Origin of the sequence: Microcoleus sp. A003_D6 (genome assembly GCF_036702825.1) — a bacterium.
GTDB lineage: Bacteria > Cyanobacteriota > Cyanobacteriia > Cyanobacteriales > Microcoleaceae > Microcoleus.
The window spans coordinates 1-13,601 of record NZ_JAUBWA010000151.1 but is presented as its reverse complement, the minus strand read 5'-3'; the positions used below and the strand labels follow the sequence as shown (position 1 = coordinate 13,601).

At 46.8% G+C, this 13,601-nt stretch carries 9 protein-coding genes; 4 read left to right on the top strand and 5 right to left on the bottom strand.

Annotated features, from left to right (window positions below):
* Positions 1-1,005: 1,005 nt before the first annotated feature.
* The 4 genes from QUB70_RS28210 to QUB70_RS28195 all read right to left on the bottom strand — a co-directional run bounded on the left by QUB70_RS28210 (position 1,006) and on the right by QUB70_RS28195 (position 5,765).
* Positions 1,006-2,871 carry a ribonuclease J gene (locus QUB70_RS28210; RefSeq protein ID WP_332984878.1) on the bottom strand — a complete coding sequence of 622 codons (1,866 nt, stop codon included), beginning with the start codon at positions 2,869-2,871 and terminating at the stop codon, positions 1,006-1,008.
* A 296-nt stretch (positions 2,872-3,167) separates the two neighbouring features.
* Positions 3,168-4,061, bottom strand: coding sequence for a 4-hydroxy-tetrahydrodipicolinate synthase (dapA, locus tag QUB70_RS28205; RefSeq protein WP_332984877.1), 894 nt, complete (start codon positions 4,059-4,061; stop codon positions 3,168-3,170).
* 234 nt (positions 4,062-4,295) lie between these two features.
* Positions 4,296-5,339, bottom strand: a complete 1,044-nt coding sequence (locus QUB70_RS28200; RefSeq protein WP_332984875.1) for an aspartate-semialdehyde dehydrogenase — start codon at positions 5,337-5,339, stop codon at positions 4,296-4,298.
* A 264-nt stretch (positions 5,340-5,603) separates the two neighbouring features.
* On the bottom strand, positions 5,604-5,765 hold the full coding sequence (locus QUB70_RS28195) for a hypothetical protein (protein WP_332984874.1): 162 nt from the start codon (positions 5,763-5,765) through the stop codon (positions 5,604-5,606).
* Between the two features lie 67 nt (positions 5,766-5,832).
* On the opposite strand from QUB70_RS28195, the gene QUB70_RS28190 reads away from it, so the two are divergent.
* From QUB70_RS28190 to clpX, 4 genes are all read left to right on the top strand, one after another.
* The gene (locus QUB70_RS28190; RefSeq protein WP_332984873.1) at positions 5,833-5,997 is read left to right on the top strand and encodes a hypothetical protein; all 165 of its coding nucleotides are present in this window, start codon (positions 5,833-5,835) and stop codon (positions 5,995-5,997) included.
* A complete protein-coding gene (tig, locus tag QUB70_RS28185; protein WP_332984871.1) occupies positions 5,994-7,412 on the top strand; it encodes a trigger factor in 1,419 nt (472 codons plus the stop codon). The genes QUB70_RS28190 and tig overlap by 4 nt, the downstream gene beginning before the upstream one ends.
* 416 nt (positions 7,413-7,828) lie before the next feature.
* A complete protein-coding gene (gene clpP, locus QUB70_RS28180) occupies positions 7,829-8,518 on the top strand; it encodes an ATP-dependent Clp endopeptidase proteolytic subunit ClpP (protein WP_332984870.1) in 690 nt (229 codons plus the stop codon).
* A gap of 9 nt (positions 8,519-8,527) precedes the next feature.
* A complete protein-coding gene (gene clpX / locus QUB70_RS28175) occupies positions 8,528-9,865 on the top strand; it encodes an ATP-dependent protease ATP-binding subunit ClpX (RefSeq protein ID WP_332984869.1) in 1,338 nt (445 codons plus the stop codon).
* A gap of 257 nt (positions 9,866-10,122) precedes the next feature.
* On the opposite strand, the gene dnaX is transcribed toward clpX, so the two are convergent.
* The gene (gene dnaX / locus QUB70_RS28170; RefSeq protein ID WP_332984867.1) at positions 10,123-13,473 is read right to left on the bottom strand and encodes a DNA polymerase III subunit gamma/tau; all 3,351 of its coding nucleotides are present in this window, start codon (positions 13,471-13,473) and stop codon (positions 10,123-10,125) included.
* Positions 13,474-13,601 lie beyond the last annotated feature (128 nt).

Below are 13,601 nucleotides of genomic sequence, written 5' to 3'. Positions count from 1 at the left end.
CTTATTATAGTATAGTTAAGCTGTGCCGAAAATACAACACTAATTCAAATATAATTGTCGGTCTATGTCCGCGACGACCGACGCTTCTGGACATCCCTGCTGTGATTTATTCGGGGTACTTCGCTTACACTCAGATTTATCCCCTCTAAATACACAGAGGGACTTCCCGGCTGATAGTTAAAAAGGCGAAATTCTTTCAAAGTCTTGTTTTCCGCGACTATAATAAGTCGCTTAAACAGCGAGTCTCCGACCTCTTGACCAAGAATTTCTTCATGGTACCCGCCACGTGATTCATCCGTGGAATCAATTCAAAATCTCAAATCTAAAATCCTCAAGCCCCCGCATTTATCCGTGGGGTCGCCTCCAAAATCTAAAATCTAAAATCTAAAATTGATTGACCCCCACCAGCCGCCAAGTGCAGGACTATGAGAACATCTGAGCCGGGCTTGAGTGAAAGTTTAAAATTAATTTCGATGGAACCGGAATTAATATCACCCGAAATCAGGACAAGGCAGTGCCGTGTCTCTACAATAAATCTGTCGTGGGGGGGAAACGGCAATGCCGTGTCCTCTATATCATTCCGGCGCAACCGGAATTGATATAAAATTAAAAATCACCTGCTTTTCAAGAACAGCTAAAATTATGATATTTACCAAATTAGACTGTTAATTAAACGAAATAAGATATCCAAGTATTAAAATGACTTTAACTGGTAAGCTGTTACGCATTTAAAATAGTATTGTAGGGTGCGTCAGCCCTTTCTCGTTTCCTTTGTAAGCGTAAGTGTTCTAGCTGACGCACCCTACAGGCCTCGTTAGTGGTTTAAATGCTCCACAGCTTAGCAAAGATATTGCTACCGCGCGAGCCTTTTGAGTAACTTCTGTTAATTTTTCACCGCTTCGGAACGCAGGCGAACGCAGATAGTTATCAAATCTATCTGCGTTCGCCTGCGTTTATCTCCGGTTGAAAATCGAATCCCAGGCTTGGGGTCTGGGCTCGATCGTACTAGGAAACGACGGAAGCTACTTTTGCAGCAGTCCGAGGGCGGCGGCGACCTGTTACTGTATTAACAGGGGCTGGTACTGGGGATGGTACTGATGATGCTAGTTTAGGTGCTTCAAGCGAAAGCTGGGATGTTTGCACAATTTCCGATCGCACTGCTTCTTCAGGAATTTGCATCAGGAATACCAGCATAGGATTGCTTTGCAATTGTCGGCGCAGCACTCGCCCAATTGCCTTTTCTATTTGCGTTTGAACTCCTACCCAGTCAACATTAACTTGTGAGTCAGCAGTAGCAGGTAGGACAAATTCCGACCAGCGATCGCTCAAAACTGTTTCAATGGTTTGATTGATTAATCCGATCACTTCGGCGCGATCGGCTGATGTCACTACACCTTTTAAGTGTACTTCCGGCTTAGCAACTAATTTGCCTTCCCAATTCAAAGCGGCTGCTACAGTTACTGCGCCATCTCCGGCTAACTGCTGGCGTTCCTTGAGGACGCTCGCCTTGACAACGCCCGATCGAGAAGAGTCTACTAATTCAATTCCTGAAGGCACTTTAGTACCGAGTCGCATCGAATTTTCAGTCAATTCTACGACATCGCCGTTGTCTACAATCACCATATTGCTAGCGGGAATGCCCATGCTTTGAGCTGTCTTGGAGTGCTGAACCAGCATCCGGTGTTCCCCGTGAACCGGCAAGAAGAACTTGGGACGAGTCATGTTAATCATTAACTTTTGGTCTTCCTGACAGCCGTGTCCCGAAACGTGAATTCCCTTGTCGCGCCCGTAAACCACGTTTGCGCCCAGCATCATCAGTTTGTCGATCGTATTTACCACTGCGATCGTATTTCCCGGAATCGGATTAGCTGAGAAAATGACTGTATCGCCCTTTCTGATTTTCAGTTCGTGATGTTCGCCGTTAGCAATGCGAGTCATCGCCGCCATCGGTTCGCCTTGGGAACCTGTAGTTAAAATCAGTACCTTGTCATCGGGTAAATTGCGGATTTCTTTCAGCGGTTTGAAAAGACTGTCTTCGCATTTGATGTAGCCGAGATTGCGGCAGTGAGCGATGACGTTCAACATCGATCGACCAACCACTCCTACATACCGATTGTTTTTCTTAGCCAATTCTAAAACTATTTGCAATCGGTGTACGGAAGACGCAAAAGTCGTCACCATTACCCGTCCCGTTGCTTGAGCGATGATTCTGTCTAAGTTCGGGGCTACAGAACGTTCGGAAGCCGTAAAACCGGGAACTTCCGAGTTAGTAGAATCGCTAATCAAACACAAGACGCCTTTTTCGCCGTACTCCGCCAGCTTTTGCAAATCAAAATGCTCGCCGTCTACAGGAGTGTGGTCAATTTTAAAGTCTCCGGTGTGGATTATGATTCCCACGGGAGTATGAATTGCCACAGTAAAACTGTCGGCCATCGAGTGAGTGTTGCGAATATATTCGACTAAGAAATGCTTGCCAATTCTTACCGTATCGCGGGGTCTAACTGTCCTCAATTCTGTGCGGTGAGACACTCCGGCTTCTTCCAATTTCCCCGCGAGCAAAGCCATCGCCAAACGCGGGCCGTAAATGACGGGAATTTCAAATTGTTTGAGGTGATAAGGGATGCCGCCGATGTGGTCTTCGTGACCGTGAGTCACGATCATACCTTTAATTTTTTGGCTGTTTTCCCGCAGGTATGTCATGTCTGGGAGGACAATATTTACACCGTGCATTCCATCTGTGGGGAAAGCTAAACCTGCATCTAAAAGAATTATTTCGTCGCCGTACTCGAACACGCAAGTGTTTTTACCGATTTCGTGCAGCCCGCCGAGGGGAATAACTTTTAGAACTTGTGCAGTTGTATTTTTGATCATGCGTATCCTTTGTTAGTTATTTTGTTATTTGTCTGTTGACTGTTGTCTGCTGTCTGTTGTTTGTTGTTTGTTGTTTGTTGTCGTCTTCTGTTCGTTAACGGGCGATTTTTTCCAAGATATTTCTGGAAAAATTTCCTACGGGTTTTACTTTCCCGTACACTCAGTTGTCTCCCATCCTCAATCCGCAATCCTTAGCTGTCAGCTAATAACTCATAGCTAATGACTAATGACTGATGACCAATGACTGATAACAACCAATATTCAGTTGTCTGAAAACTCGTTCTCGCCTATCTCGTCTAGCTAGCTAATACCAGGGCTAGTTGACTCAGTACGTCCTTTAACTTTTGAGTTACCTCAACGGGCGGATCGCACAGGGGCGGACGGGTGGAACCTACATCCCAGCCTTGAAGTTTGAGAGCTGTCTTGACGGGAATGGGATTTGTGGTGAGAAATAGAGCTTTAAACAAGTCAAATAGTTGCAAGTGAATCTGGGTAGCGACTTGAACTTGACCGGTCTCGAAAGCTTCGATCATCTGTTGCAGTTGCTCTCCTACCAGATGGCTGGCTACGCTAACTACACCAGATCCTCCTACCGCCAACATCGGCAAAGTTAGGGAATCATCTCCAGAATAGATGGCAAATTCAGGGGATGTCAAGCACCGAATTTGACTTGCTTGATCCAAGTTGCCACTTGCTTCTTTTACGGCCACAATGTTGGATATTTCTGCCAATCGAGCTACTGTCTCTGGCAACATATTTTGGCCTGTGCGACCGGGGACGTTATATAACATTATAGGCAATTCTGGAGCAGATTGCGCGATCGCCCGAAAATGATTGTACAAACCTTCTTGCGGCGGCTTGTTGTAATAAGGAACGACTTGCAAACAGCCATCTAACCCTAGTTTAGCGGCTTTTTGCGTAGCTGCGACTGCTTCTGAAGTAGAATTCGATCCGGCTCCTGCTATTACCAAAGCTTTACCGGCCACCGCCTTTTGTACCACCTGAAATAATTCGTACTCTTCATCCCAGGTCATAGTGGGAGATTCGCCCGTAGTTCCGCACACTACTAAGCTATCAGTACCGCGATCGGCCAAATGAACTGCCAATTGTTCTGCTACCGCATAGTTAACGCTGCCGTCTTCCTTAAACGGCGTAATCATTGCAGTCAGAACCCGTCCAAACTTTACCACACTTTCTCCGATTTTAGACTGTTGATTTTTGATTTTAACTTTTTGATTTTAGATCGAAGGTTTATCTAAAGTCGCCATTTCTCTTGCCAAATTGCCAGCTTCAGTCGATTTTAGATTTTAGATTTTAGATTTACTTGCTGCAGATTTATCTGGGAGCTTAACTCGATCCTAAAATTTTTGGTTCTTTACGACTTAAGTAGGAGGCTTGTCTCAGTTTTTTTTGCCGAGTCCACCTTAATTATAAGCAGCCGCCGCAGATATTCGCAACAAATCTTTTTCGGCTAGCAACTCAGCTATCTGCACCGCATTTAAAGCCGCCCCTTTGCGAATTTGATCGCCGCTCAGCCACATCTCCAACCCGCAGGGGTGAGAAATATCTTGGCGAATCCTGCCGACTAACACCTCATCCTTACCGCTGGCTTCTAAAGGCATCGGGAAATAATTAGCTTGCCAGTCTTCTACCAGCTTAACCCCGATCGCCCCCTTTAAGATTTCCCTGGCCTCGTTCGGACTAAAAGGCTCTGCAAACTCTAGATTAATCGCTTCGGAATGGGCGCGAAGTACGGGAACCCGCACGCAAGTTGCAGTAATTCTGATTTTGTCCGTACCGAATATCTTCCGAGTTTCGTTTAGCATTTTCATCTCTTCCTCACAATACCCCAAATCGTTAATCGGCGTATTGTGCGGAAACAAATTAAAAGCTAAGGGGTAAGGAAATATCTCGGTTTTGGGAGTTTCCCCAGCCAAAATTGCTCTGGCTTGAGCTTTCGTTTCCTCCATTGCTCTGGCTCCCGCGCCGCTAGCAGACTGGTAAGTCGCTACCACTATGCGCTGCACAGGCCTAACTTTGTGAAGCGGCCAAACGGCAACTGCCATCAAAATCGTCGTGCAGTTGGGATTAGCAATGATACCTCGGTGAGCTGCCACCGCTTGGGGATTGACTTCGGGAACCACTAGCGGCACCGTCGCATCCATGCGGAAAGCGCTGGAGTTGTCGATTACCACTGCCCCAGCGGCCACGGCTTTCGGAGCCCATAGTTTAGAAGTAGAACCGCCGGCGGAGGCTAGCACTAGATCTACATTATCGAACGATCGCTCCGAAACTGCTTCGACCGTCAGCATCTCGCCGCCAAAGGGCACTTTTGTGCCTGCTGAGCGCTCCGAAGCTAACAACTTCAATTCAGAAATCGGAAATTTCCGGCTGTACAGGAGTTCTAGCAACTCGGCACCGACTGCGCCGGTGGCTCCTAATATGGCAACTCGGTAGGATTGAGACAAAGTTAGTTTCCTCCAAAAAATATAGTTTCTGCGATCGAAATCAAAAATTCAAATAACCGCGCCACAAGCTGTTGCGCCTGAGAGATTGTGTATGCCGAATCAGGGGGAGAGAGTCCGAGAGTCGGAGAACCCAAGAGTCCGAGGGAGAGAGGGGGAGAGGATTTTTAAGCTGTTATGGAAATATACAATTTAAATTTACAATAGCTTATCAAACTTAATATATTTTATCCGACATTAGGGCGCGAGCCGGTGGTAGAGGTGCAGTTAACCGCAGCGGTTGATCGTACACAATCCCAGTTTAGCATCTTTCGCCGTCTGCCCCGCGCCCAATCCGCATCGGTCTGCGAGCAGGCGCATCCATTGACTTTGACGCGCCGCCGCCGTCGAAAACATTGACATCACAGGGCGATATGTGCTATGGTGCATCGGCAATTAGTGGACGTAACCTCCACTTTCCTAGCAAAAAAAGCTAGTATCCTCAAACTAAAACTATTTGGCAAAAGCCAAAAAAGTCGCCGGTCACGACTTACAGTCTCATCCGGTAGAGGTGTTTGTAGTTGTGCCGCTACAAGTCAAAGCGTACAAACTTAAAATGCAGGCAAAGTCAGATTTGTATGTATTTTATTACACTATTGTTAAATATCAAAAAAGCCGATGAAAGTAACCCAGGAAAAACTTCCAGCTAGCCAAATTGGTCTGGAAATCGAAGTACCGTCAGAAAAGTCAAAACAAGCTTACGAGCAAGTAATTAAACAATTTGCTCGCGAGATCAATATTCCTGGGTTCCGCAAAGGCAAAGTTCCCCGCCAAGTTTTGCTACAGCGCCTGGGCCAGACTCGCTTGAAGGCGACGGCTTTGGAAAATTTGATTAATGAGTCGCTGCAAAAAGCCCTCGAACAAGAAAAAATTCAGGCAATTGGCAGTTTTGAACTGAGCACAGAGTTTGAAGAATTACTAGCTAAGTTCGACCCGGAACAGACTTTGACATTTACAGCTAAGGTTGACGTACAACCAGAAGTCAAAATGGGTCAGTACATCGGCTTGCATCTTCAAGCAGAAGAAGCTAAGTACGATGAGGCTCGGGTTGATGAGGTACTGGCAAAATATCGATCGGACAAAGCTACTTTAATCCCCGTAGAAGGCCGACCGGCTCAGTTAGGAGATATGGCTTTGGTTGATTTCTCCGGTAGATTTGCGGAAGCAGCCGAAGGCGAAACCCCCGCAGAAATTCCCGGCGGCGGAGCAGAAGATTTTCAAGTAGAATTGTCGGAAAATCAGTTTGTACCGGGCTTTATCGAAGGCATGATCGGGATGAATCCAGGAGAAACCAGAGAAGTTTCCGTGCAGTTCCCCGACGAGTACAGCAGTGAAGAATTAGCGGGAAAACCGGCAGTCTTTACGATTACCCTCAAAGAACTTAAGGAAAAAGAATTGCCGGAGTTGGATGACGACTTCGCCCAAGAAGTCAGCGAGTTTGAAACCTTAGCAGAACTGCGCGAATCTCTCGAAACTCGGTTTAAAGCAGACCAAGAAAACCAGACATCAGCTAATAAGGAAAAAGCTATATCAGCAGCCCTCGTGCAGCTAATAGACGTGGAAATCCCAGAAACAATGGTCGATCGCGAAATCGATTACTTGCTGAACCAACAAGCCGTCCAATTGAAAAATTACGGCATAGATATCAACCAACTGTTTACCGAAGAAAATATGGGGCCGATGCGGGAACGCTCGCGCCCGGAAGCAGTCGATCGGCTCAAGCAGTCTCTAGCTCTGGCAGAAGTAGCTAAGCTGGAATCCTTATCTGTTGAGCCAGAAGAAGTAGTAGAAGAAGTAGCAAAAGTCAGAAGACAATTTCCCAAAGGAAATTTTGACCCTCTAAAATTGATGGATTTTGTAGCAGAAGACTTGCTCAAACAAAAAACCCTGAAATGGTTGGAAGAAAAAGCGACAATCGAACTCGTACCTGAAGGCTCTCTGACTCCCGCAGCAGAAGAATCCGAAGAATCAGACGCTGAAGTTTTTGGAGAAGAAGCAGCCACAAGCGTCGAAGTGGAAGTCGTAAGCGAAGAATAGAACTTAATGTGTTCAAATGTCCTAATTGGGGGCATGAAATCAACCGTGATTTTAACGGCGCACCCGATCCTTACTAAGCTGCTGTGTATCTAATTTGACTGTCAATTTTTCTACAATTCTTGTGGGACGGGCATCCTGCCCGTCTCTGTATTCAATTTAGATGCGTAGCAGCTTACAAGCTTCGGGTGTCCACTAGAAACAGCGATTATTTGGAAGTAAGTCTTTTAACTCATTCACCCCGGGAGTATTGCTAGTCACGCCAGCATTGCGAGTCGCACACAAAGCAATCTCAAAACTCAAAACTCCCCATTCCCCCCATCGGGGCTCAGAAGAGGCATAATAGTTAAAAGCTGGCGGCTTAATTTAAAGCTTTCATCAGCAGCAGCAAATTGTCTCAAATCCTTGACTGGTGTCTTATGGTTGTATCTCAATCTTCCAATTACCTAATTACAAGCTATAACGATTTTGATGTCAGCAACAGCCCCAGCAATGTAGTGCCGATGGTACTAGAACAGTCGGGGATGGGCGAGCGGGCTTTTGACATTTACTCGCGCTTGCTGCGGGAGCGAATTGTGTTTTTAGGAACCCCCGTAACCGACGAAGTGGCTGACTCGATAGTGGCTCAGCTATTGTATCTAGATGCCGAAGACCCAGAAAAAGATGTCCAAATGTACATTAATTCCCCCGGCGGCTCGGTGACGGCCGGCATGGCAATTTATGACACAATGCAGCAAATCCGCCCGGATGTGGTGACGATTTGTTACGGTTTGGCAGCGAGTATGGGCGCATTTCTGCTGACAGCAGGAGCAGCCGGCAAGCGGATGTCTCTTCCGAGTTCCCGGATTATGATCCACCAGCCGCTCGGAGGCGCTCAAGGTCAAGCAGTTGATATTGAGATTCAAGCCAAAGAAATCCTTTATCATAAGCGTAAGCTGAATGAACTGTTAGCGCACCACACAGGTCAACCGATCGACAAATTAGAGGCGGATACAGAGCGCGACTTTTTTATGTCAGCCGAGGAAGCCAAAAATTACGGTTTGGTCGATCGAGTTATCGAAAAGGAAAACCTTCCGGCGGCGGGAGAGAATGTCACTGCACTGAATTAAGAGGCTGTTATGTCTAAGTACGACTCCCATCTAAAATGTTCGTTTTGTGGCAAGTCTCAAGAGCAAGTACGCAAGTTAATCGCAGGGCCCGGGGTGTATATCTGCGACGAATGCGTGGACTTGTGCAATGAAATTTTAGATGAGGAGTTGTTTGACTCGAGTGCAGTGCCGGCGGCGGCCCCGAAGCAGGAAACGACGCAAAAGCGCCGCGCTACCTCGGGCAAAAGTATGTCGATGAGCCAAATTCCGAAGCCGAGGGAAATTAAAAATTACCTCGACGAAAATGCGATCGGGCAAGATGAGGCGAAAAAGGTGCTCTCCGTGGCAGTTTACAACCACTACAAGCGCCTGAGCTTTATCCATGCCAAAAATAGCGGCAAACACCCGCCGGAAGAAGTAGAACTGCAAAAATCGAATATTTTGTTAATCGGGCCGACGGGCTGCGGGAAAACTCTGCTGGCTCAGACGTTGGCGGATATGCTGGACGTACCGTTTGCGGTGGCTGACGCGACGACGCTGACGGAAGCGGGCTATGTCGGGGAAGATGTGGAAAATATTTTGCTGCGGCTGCTGCAAGTGGCAGATATGGATGTGGAAGAGGCGCAGCGCGGCATTATTTATATTGATGAAATTGACAAAATAGCCCGCAAGAGCGAAAATCCTTCGATTACGCGGGATGTGTCTGGGGAAGGCGTGCAGCAGGCGCTGCTGAAAATGCTGGAGGGGACGATCGCGAACGTACCTCCCCAAGGCGGCCGCAAGCATCCCTATCAAGACTGCATCCAAATTGATACCAGCAATATCATGTTTATCTGCGGCGGCGCTTTTGTCGGTCTGGAAAAAGTGATAGAGCAGAGAACGGGTAAAAAGTCAATGGGTTTTATTCAGCCCGGAGAAGCTGTGCCGAAGGAAAAGCGGGCCGCCGACGTGCTCAAGCAACTGGAACCGGATGATTTGGTGAAGTTTGGGATGATTCCTGAGTTTATCGGGCGGGTACCGGTGGCGGCGGTGTTGGAGCCGCTGGATGAGGCAACGCTGATGGCGATTTTGACTGAACCGCGCAATGCTTTGGTTAAGCAGTATCAAAAGCTGCTGAAGATGGATAATGTACAGTTGGATTTTCAGTCGGATGCGATTCGGGCGATCGCCCAGGAGGCATACCGCCGCAAAACTGGAGCGCGGGCGCTGCGGGGAATTGTCGAAGAGTTGATGTTGGATGTGATGTACGAGTTGCCGTCGCGCAAGGATGTTGCCCGGTGTACGATTACTAAGGAAATGGTCGAGAAGCGATCGACTGCTGAGTTGTTGGTGCTTCCGTCTTCTTTACCTAAGCCAGAGTCGGCTTAAAGGTTTTTACATTGTCAATTTTTATCTGCGGTTAAGAAAATTTCTTTTTTTAACCGCAGATATAGGCAGATAAACACAGATTAACGCAGATGAATATCTAAAATATCCCCATTCCCAGCTAGGAAGCGAAAGAAGTTGATTTTTAGTCATTTCGGTTTTAACCTAGATAATCTGGTTTCAATGTTTATCTACCTAAGCAGAACGGCAAGTATTAGTAAAATTATATGTCAAGCCAATGCCCAATTCCCAATTCCGATTTACCAATCTATAAAATCATCCTCACCTAACTCAGAAGATAACTCTGGAAAATCCGGTTCAGATTCCAATCTAAAAGTTTCCGACTCCCAAATCTCTAAGTCATCGGACAAATCGACTACTTCCCCCTCAAACATATTAGCCAACACCCTAGCCGAATTTGCGACATCTCGCGCGTCATCGCGCACCGCTACAGCCTGAGCTTTAGAGTCATTCTGAGAGTCTGTATAGTCGTTTGTTTGCGACGATCGCACTTCGGAAATTTCCGGCACATTAGCGGCGGTATTTTCAGCCGCTGACGGGTGTTTTTGTTCTTCTCCATCCTTCGCCAAAAAATCATCAAGAATCTCAGAACTCGCCGAGTTCTGCACCCGTTGATTCGCATCGCCCGCAGGATGAGAATTCCTAGGGTTTTCGGCAACACCTCCGTTAGAAGCTGGCAAATCCTTGATGCTGGAACTATTAGTTTCAGCAGGATTGGCAACTCCCACTTTTACTGTTACTTGACGGTTAAAAACTTGCACAAAAGCTTCTTCAATATTAGCTACTTTGTCTTTAACCATCTTGAGCAACGGTTGCGAACTAATCTTAACATAAGCACTATCATTGCTAAAAATTAGTAGCTGTCCGTGTTGGCGAAGTAGCGATTGAGTGCCGTGGGGTCGCACGCGGTTCAGCACCTGTTCCCACACTCTATCTAAATCTATTTCGCTGGCGGAATTAGTTTGTGAATAATTTGTTTGATTCGTTTCAGGAGTTGGTATTGCTTCGGGAATCGGCGCAGGAGGTGTGCTTTCTGGGCGATCGGCAATAGGTTGCGAAGTTGGAGGCTGATTTTGAGGTTTGGCTGCGGGAGGCTGTTCGATATTAGCTGGGGAACTCTCCCCCTTAGCAAGGGGGGGTTGGGGGGGGTGAATTTGGGATTGAGCAATATTTCTACCTGGTTCGGCTGCCGGTTGCGGCTGAGTTCTAATTGCTGAGGGCAACAATCCCAATAGCGTTACTTCCAGCCACAAACGCGGCTGAGTTGTGTTTTTAATTTGCACTTCATGAGTTTGCAAGTGTTTCTGACCTGCCAAAATTAACTCGGCATCCCACTTGCGCGCAAAATCGCATAATTTTCCCCAAGTTGCGGTTGTTAAAGCTACTAAATCTGACCGTTTTGGTGCAGCTTGGGCTATTAGTAAATCTCGGTAAAAACTGGCGAGACTTTGCAGCACGATTAGCGGTTCTCGACCGCGATCCATGAGGTGGCGGGTCATGTCTATTAATGCTGTAGCGTTATCTTGCGCGATCGCTTGCAGTAAATCCATCAAGTCGTTTTCGGGGACGGCACCGACTAAATCCCAAACTTTTTCGACTGTTATTTGACCGGGAAATAAGCTCAGTTGGTCGAGCAAACTTTCGGCATCTCGCAGGCCACCTTGGGCAATTTGAGCGACCATTTGTACTGCGTCGCTGGCAATGTTGATATTTTCTAATTGGGCAATTTTGTGCAAGTGAGCGGTCATTGCATCGAGAGGGATGCGGCGAAAGTCAAATTTTTGACAGCGAGAAATAATAGTTGGCAAGACTCTTTGTGGGTCGGTTGTTGCGAGGACGAATACAACGCGATCGGGCGGTTCTTCTAGGGTTTTGAGTAGAGAGTTGAATGCCTGGGTGCTTAGCATATGGCAATTATGAACCAGAAGACCGTTAGCGACAAAATTGTGGTTGTCTTCTACTTCAATATCGTAAACTCTCTCGACCCCAGCGACTTTTACATATTCGACTGTCTCCAAACTTGTAATCCATTGAAGGGATTGAATACTTTTTAAAGTCTGATACCCATTTTCTACTGGTTTCGGCACCCATGTGTATGTAGTCGTAGGTTTTACAGGTGTTAGACCTTCTGTAAAATTTAGTTGTTGTTGGGTATCCCAAACCTGTAAGCCAATTGGCAAGGAGTTGATTTTCTGCCCTAGAATATCCTTCTGTATGAATTTGGATACTTGGACTTCCTTCTGGGGAAATGCTGAGCGAGCCATCATCCATGTACCACCAAGCAAGTCCTTCTGGAGTGACGCGATCGAGCCAATCCATTGTGACGTATTTTCCGTTTCCGTTGGGTTTAACAGCGTCAAAGACATCTCTAAGTTGGGGATGGCAGGCTGTGTTGCAACAGACTGATGTATTTCCGTATCCTCGGTTAGGTGTAACTCGTAACTTTGGTCGCAGTGTCGAAAGGCAAGAAGCTTTGTATTCCAACCATTCCCGCTGCTTTTCTCCGTGTGTCCAGCCCAATCTTGGGAATCGGCTATATTTATTTGGGTAGGTGATAAAACCGTCTCCAAGCAATGTTCCGTAGATGAGTCCGAGTGTTTCTGGTTGCAAAACTTCGGCATTTGCCAAGAACTGTTCCGTTCTTGCATCCCAAAGTCCATGTCCTTTTTTATACGGATGTCGCTGCCAATTAGACTGAATACTCTTAATCCCTTTGCCTTTTTTTTGTAAAAAGTCTGGTATTTCGAGTTGTTCTCCACAGCCACACGCACAGAGAGGTCGGATGGCTTGAGCCTGTTCGAGAATAGAGGCAAAGTCGTAGGATTTTTGTCCGTAGGTATTCCCGTAAAATTGATGTCCTCTGGCAAATCTCCGCAAGCGTCCATCTGTTCCAATTTTGTGAATGAGGCTGCCGCACCCACATTCACAGGGGATAGTATCTTCACTCCTTCTTTTACGTCTTTTGCTCGTATCCATCCCTGTTCTGTCCTGATTGGATGATTGCCAGTACATCTGATTTCTCGGTTGGCGGTTTTAATCACCAGTGTTTGTTTTTCCCCTCGGTCTAACCACCTCAAAACTTTTTTAAATTCCCAAATTTCTGAAGTTTCGTTATAGCTGAGAACTTGTTTTCCTTTGATGTTGGGATTGTCGATCCGCATCAGACCTTCGCTAGTTTTTACCTGAGAATCACCGGTCAAACACTCGTCGATTACATATACTTTATAGCGGCACTGTACGGGGGAAAATTGAGCTCGTTCGATCAAATCGCGGATGTTGTCTACTCCGGTGTTGCTGGCGGCGTCAATTTCGATGACATCTAGCGTCGAACCTCGGGCAATTTCTTGGCAAACGTTGCATTTGCCACAGGGAGTCGCGGTAGGAACACCAGTAGAAATACAGTTGAGGGATTTGGCGAAAATTCTGGCGCTGGAGGTTTTACCGGTGCCTCTGGGGCCGGTGAATAGATATGCTGGTGCTATGCGATCTTGCAGGATGGCGCTGGTGAGGGTTTGGGCGATCGCCTCTTGACCGACTAATTCGGCAAATGTCTGAGGGCGATATTTGTGGTGCAGGGGTTCGTAGGTCACGATCGAATATGGGTGGTATCGTAAAACTTCATTGAGTTTATAAGCAATTATAAACAATAGACCTCTTGCAAAAGTCCTTTTAATCAAATTTTGGAACGGGCTCTCCGGCCCGTTCCACAAGGAAAAAT

Excerpts from the sequence above, each read along its gene's own strand:
- tig (WP_332984871.1), top strand. The coding sequence starts at position 5,994 with ATGAAAGTAACCCAGGAAAAACTTCCAGCTAGCCAAATTGGTCTGGAA.
- QUB70_RS28195 (WP_332984874.1), bottom strand. The coding sequence starts at position 5,765 with ATGCACCATAGCACATATCGCCCTGTGATGTCAATGTTTTCGACGGCG.
- clpP (WP_332984870.1), top strand. The coding sequence starts at position 7,829 with ATGGTTGTATCTCAATCTTCCAATTACCTAATTACAAGCTATAACGAT.
- clpX (WP_332984869.1), top strand. The coding sequence starts at position 8,528 with ATGTCTAAGTACGACTCCCATCTAAAATGTTCGTTTTGTGGCAAGTCT.
- QUB70_RS28210 (WP_332984878.1), bottom strand. The coding sequence starts at position 2,871 with ATGATCAAAAATACAACTGCACAAGTTCTAAAAGTTATTCCCCTCGGC.